Source organism: Paenibacillus sp. FSL R5-0810, assembly GCF_038002285.1.
Classification (GTDB): Bacteria; Bacillota; Bacilli; order Paenibacillales; family Paenibacillaceae; genus Paenibacillus_AQ; species Paenibacillus_AQ lactis.
In genome coordinates, this window is the sequence record NZ_JBBOCF010000001.1 from 4,521,532 (window position 1) to 4,538,929 (window position 17,398).

14 protein-coding genes and 1 riboswitch are annotated in these 17,398 nt (G+C 53.6%); of the genes, 9 read left to right on the plus strand and 5 right to left on the minus strand.

Annotated elements, in window-relative coordinates; translation table 11 throughout:
- Window positions 1–32: 32 nt before the first annotated feature.
- Window positions 33–1,775 (minus strand): alpha-amylase family glycosyl hydrolase, encoded by a 1,743-nt coding sequence (locus MKX76_RS20155; RefSeq protein ID WP_341034521.1) that lies wholly within the window; start codon window positions 1,773–1,775, stop codon window positions 33–35.
- Between the two features lie 626 nt (window positions 1,776–2,401).
- On the opposite strand from MKX76_RS20155, the gene MKX76_RS20160 reads away from it, so the two are divergent.
- The 3 genes from MKX76_RS20160 to MKX76_RS20170 all read left to right on the plus strand — a co-directional run bounded on the left by MKX76_RS20160 (window position 2,402) and on the right by MKX76_RS20170 (window position 6,633).
- Window positions 2,402–3,436: a LacI family DNA-binding transcriptional regulator gene (locus tag MKX76_RS20160; protein ID WP_007130519.1), complete on the plus strand. Its 1,035-nt coding sequence runs from the start codon at window positions 2,402–2,404 to the stop codon at window positions 3,434–3,436.
- A gap of 142 nt (window positions 3,437–3,578) precedes the next feature.
- The gene (pgmB, locus tag MKX76_RS20165; RefSeq protein WP_341034522.1) at window positions 3,579–4,238 is read left to right on the plus strand and encodes a beta-phosphoglucomutase; all 660 of its coding nucleotides are present in this window, start codon (window positions 3,579–3,581) and stop codon (window positions 4,236–4,238) included.
- 88 nt (window positions 4,239–4,326) lie between these two features.
- A complete protein-coding gene (locus tag MKX76_RS20170) occupies window positions 4,327–6,633 on the plus strand; it encodes a glycoside hydrolase family 65 protein (RefSeq protein WP_213613165.1) in 2,307 nt (768 codons plus the stop codon).
- A 304-nt stretch (window positions 6,634–6,937) separates the two neighbouring features.
- Here MKX76_RS20170 and MKX76_RS20175 read toward each other — a convergent pair whose 3' ends face one another.
- Both MKX76_RS20175 and MKX76_RS20180 read right to left on the minus strand, forming a co-directional pair.
- A complete protein-coding gene (locus tag MKX76_RS20175; protein WP_028404740.1) occupies window positions 6,938–7,981 on the minus strand; it encodes an EAL domain-containing protein in 1,044 nt (347 codons plus the stop codon).
- Window positions 7,982–8,193: 212 nt separating this feature from the next.
- On the minus strand, window positions 8,194–9,732 hold the full coding sequence (locus MKX76_RS20180) for a GGDEF domain-containing protein (RefSeq protein ID WP_210094222.1): 1,539 nt from the start codon (window positions 9,730–9,732) through the stop codon (window positions 8,194–8,196).
- Window positions 9,733–10,034: 302 nt separating this feature from the next.
- On the opposite strand from MKX76_RS20180, the gene MKX76_RS20185 reads away from it, so the two are divergent.
- From MKX76_RS20185 to MKX76_RS20210, 6 genes are all read left to right on the plus strand, one after another.
- Entirely contained in the window at window positions 10,035–10,418 is a 384-nt protein-coding gene (locus MKX76_RS20185; protein WP_007130524.1) for a VOC family protein, read from the plus strand.
- A 199-nt stretch (window positions 10,419–10,617) separates the two neighbouring features.
- A riboswitch (TPP riboswitch) is annotated at window positions 10,618–10,729 on the plus strand.
- Window positions 10,730–10,849: 120 nt separating this feature from the next.
- Window positions 10,850–11,890 carry an ABC transporter substrate-binding protein gene (locus MKX76_RS20190; protein WP_028404739.1) on the plus strand — a complete coding sequence of 347 codons (1,041 nt, stop codon included), beginning with the start codon at window positions 10,850–10,852 and terminating at the stop codon, window positions 11,888–11,890.
- Window positions 11,891–11,993: 103 nt separating this feature from the next.
- Window positions 11,994–12,287 carry a thiamine-binding protein gene (locus MKX76_RS20195; protein ID WP_007130526.1) on the plus strand — a complete coding sequence of 98 codons (294 nt, stop codon included), beginning with the start codon at window positions 11,994–11,996 and terminating at the stop codon, window positions 12,285–12,287.
- Window positions 12,284–13,039, plus strand: a complete 756-nt coding sequence (locus MKX76_RS20200; protein ID WP_007130527.1) for an ABC transporter permease — start codon at window positions 12,284–12,286, stop codon at window positions 13,037–13,039. Before MKX76_RS20195 ends, MKX76_RS20200 begins: the two co-directional genes overlap by 4 nt.
- A gap of 189 nt (window positions 13,040–13,228) precedes the next feature.
- Window positions 13,229–14,059 (plus strand): ABC transporter ATP-binding protein, encoded by an 831-nt coding sequence (locus MKX76_RS20205; protein ID WP_144867121.1) that lies wholly within the window; start codon window positions 13,229–13,231, stop codon window positions 14,057–14,059.
- A gap of 347 nt (window positions 14,060–14,406) precedes the next feature.
- On the plus strand, window positions 14,407–15,249 hold the full coding sequence (locus MKX76_RS20210) for a TatD family hydrolase (RefSeq protein ID WP_007130529.1): 843 nt from the start codon (window positions 14,407–14,409) through the stop codon (window positions 15,247–15,249).
- A 134-nt stretch (window positions 15,250–15,383) separates the two neighbouring features.
- On the opposite strand, the gene MKX76_RS20215 is transcribed toward MKX76_RS20210, so the two are convergent.
- Entirely contained in the window at window positions 15,384–15,560 is a 177-nt protein-coding gene (locus MKX76_RS20215; protein WP_028404736.1) for an aspartyl-phosphate phosphatase Spo0E family protein, read from the minus strand.
- Between the two features lie 269 nt (window positions 15,561–15,829).
- On the minus strand, window positions 15,830–17,380 hold the full coding sequence (locus MKX76_RS20220) for an extracellular solute-binding protein (RefSeq protein ID WP_007130531.1): 1,551 nt from the start codon (window positions 17,378–17,380) through the stop codon (window positions 15,830–15,832).
- Between the last annotated feature and the right edge of the window lie 18 nt (window positions 17,381–17,398).

Sequence of the window (17,398 nt, forward strand, 5' to 3'; positions counted from 1 at the left end):
TGCTGCAACTGTAGCCGCTTCCCTTACGGACGCTACTCCAACACGGTGGTTGTATACGGCGGCAGCGTTAAGCTTGACCCGTTTAATGCCGCTCGGTCATCCGTCGTTTTGGCCAGCGCCTTGAACGGATCGCCGCCGCTCGTTCCCGCCAGCTCCACACGCTGCTCCTTGCCGGACAGATTGTGGACGACTAGCGCTTTACTGTCGTTCGTCCGACGAACGTAAGCCATCACGCTCTCGTTGCCGGAGGCAAACGATTCGATCGTTCCCCGATTTAGCGCCGGCATTTCATGGCGCCATGCGATCAAGGTACGGTAGCGGGACAACAGGGAATCGGGATCGCCCGTCTGCTGCAGCACACCTTCGACCTGATCGCCCCGGTTATGCTTGAGCGGCTCCCAAGTGGTCTGTCCCTTGTCGCTGCCTGTATTGGACCAGATCATCGGCTCGCGGATCTGTTCATCCGGCTTCGCTCCCCGCATACCGATTTCCTCACCGTAGTAAATAAACGGGTTGCCCGGCATGGTGAGCAGAATGCCCGCAGCCATCTTCGCATGATCCAAATTGCCGTTCAGCTGGGTCATTACACGATTCATGTCATGGTTGGTCAGAAAAGCCGCATCCGAAAATGAGCCTCCCGACACCTTGCTGAACAAGCCGTATGTCCGCTCCAGCGTGAAGGCCAGATTGTTATCCTTCTCATTCGTCACGGCCCCGATCATGCTTTCGCCGAGACCGAAATTTAATCCCGAATCAAATGCCTTATCCAGATACGGTGCAATTACGGCCGCCGAATTGTCCCAAATCTCCCCTACGATGTAGGCATCCGGGTTCACCTCGTTCATGCGGCTGCGGAACTCCTGCCACCAAGCGGTATTTTTGGCTGTCGTGGCCTCGCCCTTGTCGGACATCAGATCCTCATAAATATGCTTGGCTGCATCGATGCGGAAGCCGTCTACTCCCATCTCCAGCCAGTAGGCTCCAATATCCTTCATCTCTTCCCTGACCTTGGGATTGTCGAAGTTCAGGTCCGGCATGCCGCCCCAGAACGTCCCCATGTAATGGGCTCCGTTTAACTCATGCCAAGGGGTGCCGCTGCCGGCTGCGCTCGAGCCCGTCGGCTTCTTGCCTTGGTCCTTGGCCCATACATACCAATCCCGGGTCGGCGATTTCGAATCGGCGGCTGCCTCCTTGAACCATGGATGCTCCGTGCTTGTATGGTTGACGACCAGGTCCATGATGACCTTGATTCCGCGCTTCTCCGCCTCGGCCAGCAGCGCTTTGAAATCCTCCAGCGTTCCGTAGTCAGGATGAATCGCCCGGTAGTCGGTCACATCATATCCGTGATAGCTGGGTGATGGATTAATCGGCATGAGCCAGATGCCGGTGATCCCCAGATCATCGGTCGTGTCCGGATTGCCGTCGTTTAAGTAATCGAGCTTCTCGATAACTCCCCGCAAATCGCCGACACCGTCTCCATCAGAATCATAGAAGGATCGCACGAAAATTTCGTAGTATACATCGGACGGCTGTTCATCCACCTCCGCCTGCGCGGACTCAGATGAGCTCGTATCGCCTCCTTGCCCCGGCTCTTGGGCAGTCTCAGCCTTGCCGGGGTTCTGTCCCTGCTCCTGCCCGGTTCCCGCCTTCGACCCGGCTTCTTCCTGCGCCGAAGTCCCTCCGCTGCCGCTGCACCCGGCAAGCAGAACACTTACAAGTGCCACGCAGCTAAACCAGACGGCCCAAGATCGCCTGCTGCTCCATTGCTTCATCATCTTCACTTCCTCCTGTTTGTCTTATTCTTAAATTTTGCCTTAATCTTAAAGTTAGAGCGGTTTTGCCTACAGCTCATAACAACGCGCAAACGTTTGAATTCATTTTCCTAACATCTACCAATAAAACGGTTACAATTCTTAGATCAACATAACGGATTTCCTTTTACAGCCTGGTCCAACTGCCCATGCTATGCTTATGATCATTTTGTAAAACACTCGAACTTCTCCTATCATACATCACTTCACGAAATTGTTAAATCGTTTGCACAAGTCCGTATTGTGTTGTTTTCAGCAGTTTTCCAAAAATAATATAGGGTTTTCTCTCGATATCTGTAAATATCTTCGTTTTTGTTGCGTTTGTGAATAATTGCGCTCGGCGGATCCGGATACGTATTTACAAGCATTTCGATTAACGTTAATATTACAGTGTGAAACCGTTTAAAGTATCGCATGAATACGGCTTATTATCAGCTTGAACCTTGTATAATTGGGGCCTTACAGACCCAACATGGAAATGAAGAGGAGCACCGCGGCTCGCGCAAGAGCTATTGATTCTGTTCTAAAAACAGCGGCTGCCCTTTTCTTGTTTTCAAAAAAACGCAAACGGTTCCACTGGAGGTCCTATTATGTCTGTGACGATTAAAGATGTCGCTAAACGAGCGGGCGTATCCCCCTCTACCGTCTCTAGGGTGCTGTCAAATCACCCGAGAATCAGCCGCGAAACCTCGCGGAAGGTCAGAGACATTATGGAGGAAATGGGCTACCACCCCAATATTATGGCAAAAAGCCTTGTTTCCAAAACAACGGAAAGCATATGTGTCATTCTTCCCAAACCGGCTGAAGAGCTGTTTCTCAACCTGTTCTTCATGGAGCTGATCCGCGGGATCGTCGCCCAAGCCAACCGCTCCGGGTACGATGTCCTGATCAGCTCGGGCGGCAATGAGAAGGAGGAGGTCGAAGCGGTATCACGGCTGCTGAACGGCCGCCGCGTCGATGGCGCGATTCTGCTGTATTCCCGGCAGGATGATGCCGTTGTCGATTTCCTGAAATCCAACGATTATCCGTTCGTCCTGGTCGGACGCAGCGAGAAGTATCCGGACCTGCTATCGGTCGATACGGATAACGTCCAGGCGGCGTATGATGCGACGAAGCATCTGATCTCCCTGGGCCATAAACGGATCGGCTTTGTCAGCGGGCCGCCTAACCTGATCGTATCCCAGGACCGGATGAAGGGCTATGGCAAGGCGCTTGCCGATGCCGGGCTCGACATGCGGAAGGAGTGGGTTGTCGAAGGCGAGTTTCTCCAGGAAAGCGGCTATCGTGCCATGTCCTTCTTCATGAATCTGCCGGAGCGCCCTACCGCGCTCGTTATCGTCGACGATATCGTGGCGTTCGGCGTGCTTCGGGGCCTGCACGAGCTTGGATACAAGGTTCCCGAGGACGTGTCGATCATCAGCTTTAACAACATTTCGTTGACCGAGCTGTCGACACCGCCGCTGAGCAGCGTGGACATCGGGATTTACAACCTTGGCTACACCGCCTCCCAGGCGCTGATCCAGTCAATCCGCCACGATGGCGAGACGGTCTTGCCCCATCGCTATATTATCCCGCATCGCTTGATGATCCGGGAGTCATCGATGTACTCGATGCCGAAATCATAAGCTTGGCGGCTATTGCCGTCAGGCCACCAACAATTTTTGTAAAATAAAGAAGCCACCTAGTGCTTCCTTTATTTTTGACGTTTGGTTCAAACGTTTGCACTAATTCGCATTTCAACGATTTTACGCAATGAGGAGGAATTGCATGTCATCGATCACCGCATGCTTATTCGACCTGGACGGCGTCTTGGTTGATACGGCCAAATACCACTATATCGCATGGAAGCGACTTGCCGAAGAGCTGGGATTTGAGTTCACGGAGCAGGACAATGAGCGACTGAAGGGCGTAAGCCGGATGGCTTCCTTGGACATCCTGCTTGAGATTGGCGGGCTTGCCCCGGATGAGGAGACCAAGCTGGATCTTGCCGCGAAAAAGAACGCCTGGTACGTGGAGTATATCTCCACCATGGACGCCTCGGAAATTTTGCCCGGCGCGCTGGAGTTCATTCAGTCGCTGAAGGAGCGCGGCATAAAGGTCGCGCTCGGGTCCGCCAGCAAGAACGCGATGCTGATTCTGAACAACACGGGGCTAACTCCCTACTTCGATGCCATTATCGACGGCACGAAAACCCAGCAGGCTAAGCCGGACCCGGAGGTCTTCACGCTCGGTGCCCGGGAGCTTGGCGTACCGACTGAGAGCTGCGTCGTATTCGAGGATGCCGAGGCTGGAATCGAGGCCGCCACCCGGGCCGGCATGCGCTGTGTCGGCATCGGATCGCCGGAAACGTTGGGGCGCGCCAATCTGGTAATCTCCTCACTCGAAGGCTTTACGGTGGACCGTCTGCTCGGATTGCAGGAGAAGTAAAGCAGTTCTCCCGCCGTTTCCGGCAGCGATCATCCATATATTTTTTGCATTAGCAACCATTTTCCTAAAATCAAAGGAGCCGATGATTGTGAAACAATATTTAAAGCTTGATGAATGGTCAATTATTGAAGAAGGCTTTGACCCGCATACGCATGAAATTTCGGAAAGTATTTTCAGTATCGGCAACGGCTTTATGGGCCAGCGCGCCAACTTCGAGGAGTCCTACAGCGGCCCCTCCCTGCAGGGCAGCTACATGGCCGGTGTGTATTACCCGGATAAGACCCGCGTGGGCTGGTGGAAGAACGGATATCCCGAATATTTTGCCAAAGTGCTGAACAGTACGAACTGGATCGGGATCGGCATTGAAGTTGACGGCACGCCGCTCGATCTGGCCAAGTGCACGGTGAAGGACTTCGTCCGCGAGCTGAACATGAAGGAAGGCTACCTCGCCCGTCGCTTTACTGCGCGTATGGAGGATGGCAAGGAATTGAAGGTGGAAGCGATCCGTTTCGTAAGCATCGTGCGTCATGAGATCGGGGCCATCCGCTACAAAGTAACTCCTCTGAATTTCAGCGGTGAGCTGACGATCACCCCATACCTCGATGGGGATGTGAAGAACAAGGATGCCAACTATGACGAGAAATTTTGGCTGGAAGTGTTCAAGGAAGCTTCTCAGGGCTCTGCCGCGCTGACGGTCAAAACCAAAAAGCTCGATTTCCACGTCACCTCCGTCATGTCCTACGATATTGTGAAAAACGGCGAGAAGCTGAGCCTGCAAGCGGAATTGGTAGAGAAGGAAAAGTATGCGGCGAACCGACTGCGCGTTCAGATCGCTCAGGATGATGAAATCACCGTCTATAAATATGTGGCTAACGTGACTTCCCGCAACCACGGGCTCGGTGAGCTGCTTGACGCAGCCCGTTCCGTGCTGGCGCCTGCGGTCCAGACCGGGTTCGAGCAATTGCTCAAGGAGCAGGCTGACGCCTGGGGCGATAAATGGAAAGAGAGCGATATCGTCATTGAAGGCGATGTGGCGGCACAGCAGGCGATCCGCTTCAACATTTTCCAATTGAACCAGACATACAGCGGCGAGGATGACCGCCTGAATATCGGTCCGAAGGGCTTCACTGGAGAAAAATACGGCGGCAGCACATACTGGGATACCGAGGCTTATTGCCTGCCGTTCTATCTGAGCACGGCCGATGCAAGCATCTCCCGGAATCTGCTCATCTACCGTTACAAGCATCTGGAAAAAGCGAAGGAAAACGCCAAGAAGCTCGGCTTCACGAAGGGCGCCCTCTATCCGATGGTCACCATGAACGGCGAAGAGTGCCACAACGAATGGGAAATTACGTTTGAAGAGATTCACCGCAACGGCGCGATTGCCTATGCGATCTATAACTATGTCAACTACACCGGCGACCTCTCGTACCTGGGCCAATACGGGCTTGAGGTTCTCGTGGAAATTTCCCGTTTCTGGGAGGAGCGCGTCAATTACGTGCCTGCGAAGGACCGTTATATGATCCTGGGCGTCACCGGCCCGAACGAGTATGAGAACAACGTGAACAACAACTGGTACACGAACCGGATCGCCAGCTGGACGCTGGAGTATACGCTGGACGTTCTGGCCTACGTCAAGGAGAACGAAGCCTCCCGCTATGCCGAGCTGATCGATAAATTGGAGCTCGAGGGCAGCGAAACCTCCAAGTGGCAGGACATCATCAGCAAAATGTACTATCCGGAGGATCCGGAACGCGGTATCTTCCTGCAGCAGGACGGATTCCTGGATAAGGAGCTGGTACCGGTCAAGGAGCTTGATCCTGCGCACCTGCCGCTGAATCAGAATTGGTCCTGGGACCGGATCCTGCGTTCCGTATATATCAAGCAAGCCGATGTGCTGCAAGGTCTGTTCTTCCTGGGCGATCGGTACGATCTGGAGACAAAGCGGCGCAATTTCGACTTCTACGAGCCGTTCACCGTACACGAGTCCTCCCTCTCCCCTTGCGTGCATGCGATACTTGCCTGCGAGCTCGGGTATCAGGAGAAGGCTTATGAGATGTATTTGCGCACGGCTCGACTTGATCTCGACAACTATAACAACGATACGGAAGACGGCTGCCATACGACCAGCATGGCAGGCACATGGATGTCCGTCGTGCATGGCTTTGGCGGCCTGCGCGTGAGAGACGGCGTCCTCCACCTGAATCCGTTCATTCCGGGCCACTGGTCCTCCTTCTCGTTCAAGGTGATGTTCCGCGGATCCCGCCTGAAGGTTCAGGTGACCGACAAGGAAACCATCATCGTTAACGAGACCGACACGCCTGCCGTGCTGAACGTCAGCGGTAAGGAATACGGCATCGCCGGCCGTGGCGAGGTAAAAGCACCGCGAGCTTGATCGGTTTATTCGGGCAGACCCAAGCAGCCCGGGCTTCATGTAGGACCGACTGATTGTAGGATCCACTGATTGTAGGATTGAGGGCTTGTAGAAACGAATAATGCTCGGGACGGTCTGAGGATTTACTTCACCGTTCTCTGCCCTATCACGAAAAGGAAGAAGCTCCGTCACCTGTGTGCGGAGCTTCTTCCTTTATATAAACGGATATTCCGCTTGCCGTTGGCACGCTAGGACAGGACCCGTATCTTCACTAAGGCTATAATAATACTGTGATGATCAGGCTAAGCCGCCGGGCTAGCTTTGGTTAAATGAGCTGCGGCTCCGGACCGCATGGGGGTCGCTGGGACGGTTTTCCGAACAGATATCCTTGCGACAGCTCGATTCCGATTTCCCGGCAGAAATGGAATTCCTCCCGTCTTTCAATCCCTTCGGCAAGCACCATCGCCCCGAACTCGTGAGCCATATGGGTAATGGTCACAAGCTGCCTTTGCTGGGTTGGATTCTGATCACAGCCGTCGATCAGGCTTCGGTCTATTTTGACATAATCCGGTTTCAGCTTGATCATTTGCTCCAAGGTGGAGTAGCCTGCCCCTACGTCATCCATCGCTACCGAGATCCCGTGGCTGCGATAGGCCTCGAAGATCGATTGCAGGTGCCCGACATCATCGACCTTCTCGGTTTCCACCACCTCGAATACGAAATCCCCGGGATCGAGCCCGAGTCGTTCAATCGTATGGAAGGTATGGTTCAGGCACATCTGGGCGTCGTAGATCGAAGATGGCAGGAAATTCACGAAGCGCTTCACGCCCTTCGGAAGCCATTGTGCGCTGGTTTCAATCGCAGACGTTCTGGCCGCTTGATCCAGAAAAACCTGCAAACCGGTCTTGCGTGCCGTTTCGAACAGCTCATGGGGCTTAAACGGGATCCCGCCTTTGAGCGGACGCAGCAGAAATTCATAGGCAACAATATGCTCGGACGGATCCACGATCGGCTGCATATAGCTCGTAAATTCTTTATGTAATATAACGTTCACCATATCATAGTGCTCCATCTGCAGCTCAAACCTCTGCATCGGCGTCCAAATATGCCGGGTCTTCGGAGCTTCCCCTCCAGTGACACAGAAGGACAGCTCATCACATAGATTTCGCGGAAGGGATTGCAGACACTCCATAATGGAGATCAGATCGGAACGTTCCTTATAGTTCACAGCACAACTCTCATTGTGTTCCTGCACCGTGTAGCCGTTCTGTGCAAGCAAGCGCACAAGCTCTTGCCGAGCAGGCTTCATATGAACGGTTCTTCCTTGGTCCTCAATCGCTTCAAAGGTGCTGCAATTGTCGCAAATCATGTTCGTCCTCCTTGGCAAGCAAGCTCTCACTATGCTTTATCGGCATTTAGAATATGATTTCTTTGCATTTTATGGATTTCTATCAAACTTATGACCTAATTTTACTGCAAATGCGTAATATCTATGTTAAAGCGACTCTTGATATAGCAAAAATCGACAAGAATTGCCGATAACAACTGACTTTCGACGATCCGACAAAGGAATCGCACCTTTTAATCCGCTTTCTTATGAAGAAGCTGCAGCAGCATGGTCTGCTCTACGTCAAAATGCCACCGGGCATGCCGCTCCTTCGCCGCATACATCGCCGTATCCGCACGGCCGATCAGCTCCTGGTCATCCTTGGCATGATCGGGGTAAACCGCAATCCCGATGCTCGGCGAGGTGTAAATTTCGGTTCCTTCCAGCTCATAGGGCTCGCTCAGCAGCGTCCAGATATCCTCCGCCATCCAGATCAGCTCCTGATCCTCTCCGGCCGGATACAGCATAACCGTAAATTCATCGCCGCCGAGCCGGGATACGATTACGCCCTTTGACTCCAGCGAATGGAGGCGCTGCGCCACCTTCTGGATCAGCAAATCCCCCGCACGGTGCCCATACTTGTCATTCACGCGCTTAAAACGGTTCAAGTCCATATACAGCAGTCCGACACGGAAACCGGCCCGATCTGCTTCGCCCAAAGCTTCCGAAAGCCTGGCGTTAAAATAACGACGGTTATACAGGCCCGTCAAATCGTCGCGGTGCGCGAGCGATTCACTCTTCTGCAGGCTGACATGCAGCCTTTCGAACAAGCGGTCATTCTCGACCTGAATCAGGATTTGCCTGATCAAAATGAGAATGAAGCAGAGGGTCAAGCCGGTAAATAGACCGCTCCATCCCCCGAACCGATGGGCCATCAGGGCAAACATTCCGCCAAGGACGCTGTAGGGCAGCAAATATCGTACGATCAAGGTTCCTGCCGGCCACGGCTTCTTCTCGGATAGGGATCTCCTCCCCCTTCGAGGCAGCGTTTGTCCACCCGCAAAGCCGATAAAGCATGCAGAGAGGGTGTGCAGCGGATATACATATAGGCCAGCTCCGATGTTCATGAAACTATCAAGAAAGATCCGAAGGACATCCCCGAGCGCAAATGCGCTTCCACCAAGGCACAGGAAGATGACCGCCCGCTTGTGCAGCTGCTTAGTGTTAAAATACACGACCAGCGTAAAGAACATCAGTACGATTCCGCACAGCGGATAGAGCATCGCTCCTCCGGCCGACCTCCAGACGGTATCCGTCCCGCTCTCCATCTCCGGCTTAATGAGATACTCCCACCCCACCGTCATCAAGGTAATCGCAACAATGATGATGTCCAGGGTAAACCGAGCGCCCCGCAGCGGACCCTGCACTCGTCTGAACAGGTAAATCAGGGCACCGGCGAACAATAGAGCTTCCAAGCTCCAGAACAGTTCCGCCAGCCGGATGGATCCGCCAAACACCCCTCCAATCCATTCATCACCCGCATACAGGATGCGCCCTATTGCATCGCCGGCCAATCCGGCTGCAATCAGAAGCCAAAATCTGCGAAGATGGCCTTGCTCATACCGACTGCCAATCACCCCGATCAAATACGCGAATGCGGCTATCGGAGCCATAATGGCTAAGATGCGGTGAAGCAATAAAGCGTCCGGCATCCACAGGGCCAATATCCATTGGATCAATGCGTATCCAATCGCGAGCCGAATATATATGGAATCGGATGGACCCGGGCTCATTCATATCCCTCCCTGAAACAAAAGGTAGGCTTGGTCATTCATGATGAATAGGTCTTTCGAATTAAAGCGTTTCCATATCCAATCATACTTTTAGCCCGAGGAAAAGTAAAGAAAGAAGCGCCCAACAACTGGATATTTATAGGCATATAGGCCGCGTAGAATCGTTATTTGCGGAATTGTCCCGGGATTGTAGTCACTCAATCCCCACTTGACACATGGGGTTTATGTAGTATTATTCTTTCATATCAACGTATCTTTGGTTTTATATCCTAGCATAGTTTCATGGAAGGGGTTCTTGTAAAATGGGACAAAGACGATTGGACCATGTAGGCATTGTCGTAAGGGATCTGGAAGCAACGATCGCTTTCTATACGAAGGTGGTCGGCCTTGAGCTCAAGGACCGTCTGACGCACACGAACGGTGTCATCCAGCTGGCTTTCCTCGGCTTTAACGGCAGCGATGAAACCGAGGTCGAGCTGATTCAAGGATACAGCGACTCCCTTCCTGCGGAGGGAACGGTGCATCACTTTGCCGTCAGCACGGACGACATTGAAGCGGAATATGCACGGGTGAAGGAGCTGGACGTTCCGCATCTGGATGAGGAAATCGTCACGCTGCCCAACGGCTACCGCTATTTCTTCGTGCACGGTCCGGAAGGCGAATGGATTGAATTTTTCCAGCGCTAACAGGCCAGGTCTAAGGTTGCCCGCCCGCATATAGAGACTCCTATGGGTCGCCTGGATCATTCGGGTCTTCCATGCCTGGACAGCCACTCATCCCGGCGACCTATACGAACGTAGAAAATCGCCTTCAGGCATGGGGCGTTCCCGTACTGGACAGGTGCTTCCGGTAGGTCTATAATAACGGAAGTATAACCCGTAACTTCATAAATACCGGGGGAGCTGGAATCGGCCGGCTGAGAGTGTATCCCATAGAGATACTGACCCTTATACCTGATCTGGGTAATGCCAGCGTAGGAAGCCATAAGATTGCGGCTGTTCATAAGCCGTAGTATATACTTACGCCGTCATGCGCTCCGATACGATCGGGGCGTTTTTTGTTGTTGTTATGAAGTTAATACGGAAAATGGAAGACATATAAGGAGAGGAGAAACACGATGAAACAACGTACATGGCTCTCTCTGCTGCTCGCCTGCGTCCTGCTTCTGGTCGCTTCCGCCTGCGGGGCAAGCGGCCAGAACGGCGGAAGCGCGCCCGGCAAGCAAGAGACTGCCGGAGAAGGAGAACAGCCGGCCAAGCTCCGCGATGTCCAATTGATGCTGGACTGGTCGGCGAACACGAACCACACCGGATTATATGCAGCCAAGGAGCTCGGATATTATGAGGAGGAAGGGCTGAACGTGCAAATCGTACAGCCGGGCTCCGGGGGAACCGATGCGATGGTCGCTTCCGGCAACGTACCGTTCGGCATCAGCTATCAGGAGGGCGTAACGCTCGCCCGGACACAGGGGCTGCCGCTGGTTTCGATCGCAGCCATCATTCAGCATAATACGTCCGGATTCGCTGCACCGAAGGATCGGGGCATCCAGAAGGCCTCCGATTTTGAAGGAAAATCCTACGGAGGCTGGGGCTCTCCGATTGAGGAAGCCGTCATGAAATCGATCATGGAGATCGATGGAGCCGATGTGAACAAGGTCAACATCGTGAACATCGGAGACGCCGATTATTTTACGGCGGTTAAGCGGGATATTGATTTCGCCTGGATCTACTATGCCTGGACAGGCATTGAAGCCCAGCTTCGCGGCGAGCCGCTGGACATGATCTACGTGAAGGATTATTCCGAACAGCTGGATTATTATACGCCGGTCATCGTAACGAACGAGAAGCTGATCGCGGATGACCCGGAGCTTGTCAAAGCGTTCATGCGCGCAACGTCCAAAGGCTATCAATATGCGATAGACCATCCGGAAGATGCCGCGGCACTGCTGTCGAAGGCAGTTCCCGACCTGGATGCCGAGCTGGTGCTGGAAAGCCAGAAGTGGCTCAGCCCGCGCTATCAAGATGACTCGCCGCGCTGGGGCGAGCAGAAGGCCGAGGTTTGGTCCGGATATGCCGACTGGATGTTTGAGCGCAAGCTGCTGGAGAAGGAATTGGACGCGGAGCGCGCGTTTACGAATGAGTTTTTGCCTGACAAATAGGAGAAGCACTCCCCGCAGCATTGCAATGCTGCTTCGCGGCTCATCGGCATGAGGCTTAACGGCCGTGCAAATGAGAACCCATATACGAAAGGACGATTGACTCATGGCGAATACACTGCTGAGCATTCAAGTCATTCCGCGTACGCCGGACGGCGGAGACAGCATCCCTTATGTGGATGAAGCCATTAAGGTAATCCAGGATTCCGGCGTCAAATACGAGGTCCATGCTTTGGAAACAACGATGGAAGGCGAGCTGTCCGAGCTGCTCCGCATCGTGGAGCGAATGCATGATGCGCTGGTGAAAGCCGGGAGTCCGAGCATCATCTCCCAAGTCAAAATCGCACATCATCCGCAGGGCATCAGCATGGATAAGCTCACGGAGAAATACCGTCCATGAAAAGCTGGTGGAGCTCGATATGGCCGCCCGTCGTGGCGGTCCTCTTCTTTTTGATCGTGTGGCAGGCTGCGGTCTGGATGTTCGATATCGAGAAATTCATTCTGCCTGCGCCGACGGCTATCGGGCATGAAGCCATCACCGGGGCGTCGGGACTTATGGAACACACTTGGGCTACCCTAAAGTTAACCGTGATCGGATTTGCCATCGGAACCGGTATCGGACTCCTGCTCTCTTTGGCTCTGCACAGGGTACCTTTTCTCAAAACAGCCCTTTATCCGCTTCTCATCTTAAGCCAGAACGTGCCGACCATCGCCTTGGCCCCGCTCCTCATGATCTGGTTCGGGTTCGGCATGCTGCCGAAGGTCATCGTCATTACGCTCGTTTGCTTCTTCCCCGTAGCCGTAGCGGCCCTCGACGGGCTGGCACGGACCGACCGCACGATGATGAATTATATGCAGATGACGGGAGCCACGCCGTGGCAAATCTTCACCAAGCTGGAGCTTCCGCACGCGCTGCCATCCATCTTCTCCGGGATTCGGATCGCGGCCACGTATTCGGTCATGGGGGCGGTCATCGGGGAATGGATCGGGTCTGACCGGGGAATCGGCTATTATATGATGCTGCAAAAATCCGGGTACCGGACCGATCGCGTATTTGTGGCCATTCTGGTTATCGTGCTGCTCAGCCTGCTCATGGTAGGCGTTATTACCCTGCTGGAGAAACGGCTGATCCGCTGGAACCGGAAGCATTGATTGGCATGGCTTGGCCATATAGATGCTCTCTGCTTCATAAGTTGAACGATTGGACCGGGATTCGGGGCAAATACATGCAGAGTTCCTCTAAGCATCGCGGCTGCTCCCCAGATTTAAATGGTTCTTTCAAATCCAGGTTACAGATAAGGTTGAAATCAGGGATCTTAATAAAGAAGGGAGGCTGCCCATATGACGCAGCGAGCGACTGATTCCGTCTTGAATTCAACCGGCGGCGCAGCCGCCGCCCCCGCTCCTGCCCTGGAGGTCCGGGGGATTCGCAAGGTGTTCCGCGAGCGGCGCAGTGAAGTGCATGTGCTGGAGGAGCTGTCGCTTAGGGTGCTTCCAGGGGAATTCGTATCGATCATCGGCCCTTCCGGCAGCGGAAAAAGCACGCTCTTTCACATCATCGGCGGATTGATTGCGCCTGATGCCGGCCAGGTCCTCATGGAGGGGCGGGAGGTCACCGGGGAGAAGGGGCGCATCGCTTATATGCCGCAGCAGCCGGCCTTGTTCCCGTGGCGGACGATTGAGGACAACGTCCTGCTGCCGGAGGAGCTCCGGGGGACCTCTAAAGCTTCCGCTCGCGCCCATGCCCGCGCTTGGATGGAACGGGCCGGGCTTGGCGGCTTCGAGCAGGCATATCCGCATACCCTATCAGGCGGGATGCAGCAGCGCGCGGCATTTCTGCGGGCGCTCATGAGCCCGCAGGAGGTCATGTGCCTCGATGAGCCGTTCAGCGCGCTCGATGCCCTGACCCGAAGCGACATGCAGCGCTGGCTGCTCGATATATGGGAGGACACCCGGCGCTCGGTGCTGATGATCACCCATCATATTGAGGAGGCGCTGCTGCTCTCGGACAGCATCTATATTCTGTCCGCGCGTCCCGGCTCGGTTCTGAAACGGGTCGAGGCTCCGTTCACCCGTCCTCGCCGGGAGGATCTGCTGCTGGATCCGTCCTTCATCGAGCTGAAATCCGAGATTTCAGCCGTGCTGCGGCAGGAGCAGCAGAAGCGCAATTGACTAGCAGGGACTGGTTTCAGGACGCTGACTTGCTATGCTTCCGGCTGCATTCAAGATGCTGACTTGTTATGTTCCAGCCGCTGTCAGGTGCAGATTTGTTATGCTTCAGCCGATTGTAGGAGATGTTAACTTGCCATTCCTCGGAAGCTTCGGTATGCGTGCTATACCAACTTCATTTGATGCGGATTCAGATCCCATTCCTCAGACGGAACAGCCGGCTGCATGCATAAGCAAGCGGCCGGCTGTTATAGGTTCCGGCACGGAGCCGGATATGTAAAGAATAGCTTTCTATATAATATATGTAGAGACAAACTGTAAGAACATTGGAAACGAAAGGAGGGCTCATTATGGCATCCGGAACAGCTTCAACCTCATTGCCGCTTGAAACGTATGATCGCGCGGATATCCCGCTCATCGATACGCATATCCATCTCGACAGCTATTCGCTTGCCGATCAGGAGAGCATCGCCTCGGCGCTCGCGATGGGAAACGTCCAATACATCATCACCGTGTCCATGAATCTGCCCTCTTGCAAGCGCAATCTGGAGCTGTCGCGAATCTACGGGGACTCCATTAAGCCTGCTTTCGGCTATCACCCGGAGCAGCCTCTTCCCTCTCCGGACGAAACCGAAGAGCTGCTTCGCTGGATGGAGAACCATGTCCAAGACATGGTGGCGGTCGGGGAGGTCGGCCTCCCCTATTATGCAAGACTGGAGGCGGAGTCAGCAGGACATTCGTGGGACAACGCGCCTTATATCGAGCTGCTCGAAAGATTCGTCGCCTTTGCGAAGAAGCACGATAAACCGATCATTCTGCACGCCGTGTATGAGGATGCGGATACCGCATGCGATCTGCTCGAAGCCTACGGGATCGCCCGCGCTCATTTTCATTGGTTCAAGGGCTCACGCGATACGTTAGACCGGATGGCCGCAAGCGGCTATCATATCTCCTTTACGCCGGATATCCTTTATGAAGAAGAGATCCGCGATATTGCGAGAATGTATCCTCCGCAGCTGGTCATGACCGAGACGGATGGTCCTTGGCCGTTCGAGGGTCCCCTTCAAGGGCAGACGACCCGACCGGAAATGACCGCCCTTGCCGCTGCCGCTTGGGCCGAGCTGCAGGGGATTTCCGAACAGGAAGCGCGCAGACAGCTGTATCGAAATGCCGCACGGCTGTACGGATTATAAAAGCGAACGGTACATGCTGGCCGAAGGCAGCTTTTCGTTGGTTCGACGGTTGATATACTATCCTTGGTTCGCGGAGTAATGTGAAATCGGAATCTATGAATCTTGCGTTTCGGTAAACCGCTTCAAGTCAATCTTTATGCAATCGGCTTGTCCTCCCGAAGGAAGCGGTTATACTGATTAATCAGCTCGTCCAGCACCGCCGATTGCTCGAGGACCTTGGGATGATTAAAATCACGATATCGCTGCTTCATCTTATGAAGCTTATTTCTCTCTCGCTCGATATCAAATTTCATGCCGTCCTTCGTTTTCATGATTTATGCCTCCCTTATGTAATATTTTATACTTTAATGTAAAATTCTAGAATGTTTGATGTTAGACATCAGGGAGGCATCACATGGGGACTCAAAGCTTGCTATGATGCGGAAATAATCTCCGTAAGGGCTTGAAACAGCTGCCTCTTCATACAAAAACAAGGCCGCCCATGAGCAGATGCTTCTCTGCCCGGACGGCCACTTTCATATATAAATGCGAGTTCAAAAAGCCGGTATTTCAGCACCGAAATTTGAACAGCCTTTATAGATTATTTCAGGTACTTCTCCTGATACGCCTTAGTCATTTCTTCCGTAATTTCCGCCATCTTCGGATCATTCTTGATCGTTTCGATCAATTGATCATACGCTTCAATCGGCTCCTTGCCCGTAATGACCATGACGCGCATGTCTTCCACTTTCTTGGAGATTTCAGGATAATATTTATTATACGCCTCCGAATACAGCTCTGCCGAAGGATTCGGCACCTTGACCGTCTTGCGCTCCGTTACGATCTCCACGTTGCGCTGATATACCTCATCCGGCATCCCCACGGCGCTGATCGCCATATCGTCGCTCACCAGATGAATCATATTGTTCAGGTTTCCGTCTCCCGTCTTATCGATTGCCGCTTGCGGCGTTGCCACCTTCTTGCCGTTCTCTACCTTGTAATGAACGCCCTCGAGGCCGTACGTCAGCATCTCGTTGCCTTCCACGCTGTAGCCGTAGTCAAAGAACTCCAGAATTTTCTTCACCTTGGCTTCCGGAACCTTCTTCGGGATCAGATATACGCCATAATACGGTGAGCCTGAAGGAGTATATTTCACCCCATTCGCATTTTCCAAATAAGCCAGCGGCATCAGGTCCGCCTTCGGATCAACCTCCTTCACCGGTTGACCGGTTACCCAGGCATGGTTCATGGACATGCCCCCGACTCCGGCCTTGGCGCTGCGCATCGTATCCATGACCTGCGAGAACTTCATGATGGCGAAGTCCTTAGGGAACAGGCCATCGTCATAAGCCTTTTTGATCCACAGCATAGCCTCCCTCGACGCATCCGACGTGATGATCGGAGATAGCGTATTATCCGGCTCCAGCTTCCAGCCCCCTTGCGTCTCGTTGAAAATATTATAAATATAAGCAAGCGCGCCCGGGTTGGCCGCGTACGGAATTTCATCCGCTTGGCCGTTCCCGTTCGGATCTTTCTCCTTAAAGGCCTTTAGCACGTTATAGAATTCGTCGAGCGTCTTGGGCGTTTCCAGTCCCAGCGCATCCAGCCAATCCTTGCGGATCATCGGGAACACGCCGCCGCCATAGCTCGGATAGTAGCGCGGAATAACCATGTTCTTGCCGTCTACCTTCGTGATCTCCCACATTTCCTTCAGCTCTTCGCGGTTTAAATTCGGATAATCCTTAAGGAACGGGGTCAAGTCCCAGAACACCCCTTGCTTCAGCATTTTCTGCAGCTGCGGGTTCTGCATCGATTCGACGAACGTTACTTCCGGCAGGTCGCCGGACGCAAGCATGACGTTAATTTTCTCCTCCGCCGTGGAAGGGGACAGCCAGGTGATGTTCAGCTTGGTGTTGGTTCGCTTCTCCAGCTCCTTCCAGAGAGGATTCGTGTTATCGATGAATTCAGTCGCGTAGTTCAGGGTCTGAATCGTAATGCTTGTCGGCTCTCCGCCATCCTTTCCGCCTCCGCTGCCGCTGGCGGTGCCTCCCGAGCCGCCACCGCATGCACTGAGCAGGAGCGAGCTGGCCAAGATCAGTAAGCTGGCCGTCTTAACAAGCGATTTTCCAGGCTTGAGCTTCATTGTTTTCATAAAATGGACCTCCCTTTA

Bases quoted from the DNA above. Each gene is read 5' to 3' on its own strand.
- MKX76_RS20210 (WP_007130529.1), top strand. From the start codon at position 14,407: ATGGCATCCGGAACAGCTTCAACCTCATTGCCGCTTGAAACGTATGAT.
- MKX76_RS20160 (WP_007130519.1), top strand. From the start codon at position 2,402: ATGTCTGTGACGATTAAAGATGTCGCTAAACGAGCGGGCGTATCCCCC.
- MKX76_RS20220 (WP_007130531.1), bottom strand. From the start codon at position 17,380: ATGAAAACAATGAAGCTCAAGCCTGGAAAATCGCTTGTTAAGACGGCC.
- pgmB (WP_341034522.1), top strand. From the start codon at position 3,579: ATGTCATCGATCACCGCATGCTTATTCGACCTGGACGGCGTCTTGGTT.
- MKX76_RS20190 (WP_028404739.1), top strand. From the start codon at position 10,850: ATGAAACAACGTACATGGCTCTCTCTGCTGCTCGCCTGCGTCCTGCTT.
- MKX76_RS20200 (WP_007130527.1), top strand. From the start codon at position 12,284: ATGAAAAGCTGGTGGAGCTCGATATGGCCGCCCGTCGTGGCGGTCCTC.
- MKX76_RS20195 (WP_007130526.1), top strand. From the start codon at position 11,994: ATGGCGAATACACTGCTGAGCATTCAAGTCATTCCGCGTACGCCGGAC.
- MKX76_RS20175 (WP_028404740.1), bottom strand. From the start codon at position 7,981: ATGATTTGCGACAATTGCAGCACCTTTGAAGCGATTGAGGACCAAGGA.
- MKX76_RS20180 (WP_210094222.1), bottom strand. From the start codon at position 9,732: ATGAGCCCGGGTCCATCCGATTCCATATATATTCGGCTCGCGATTGGA.
- MKX76_RS20205 (WP_144867121.1), top strand. From the start codon at position 13,229: ATGACGCAGCGAGCGACTGATTCCGTCTTGAATTCAACCGGCGGCGCA.
- MKX76_RS20155 (WP_341034521.1), bottom strand. From the start codon at position 1,775: ATGATGAAGCAATGGAGCAGCAGGCGATCTTGGGCCGTCTGGTTTAGC.
- MKX76_RS20185 (WP_007130524.1), top strand. From the start codon at position 10,035: ATGGGACAAAGACGATTGGACCATGTAGGCATTGTCGTAAGGGATCTG.
- MKX76_RS20215 (WP_028404736.1), bottom strand. From the start codon at position 15,560: ATGAAAACGAAGGACGGCATGAAATTTGATATCGAGCGAGAGAGAAAT.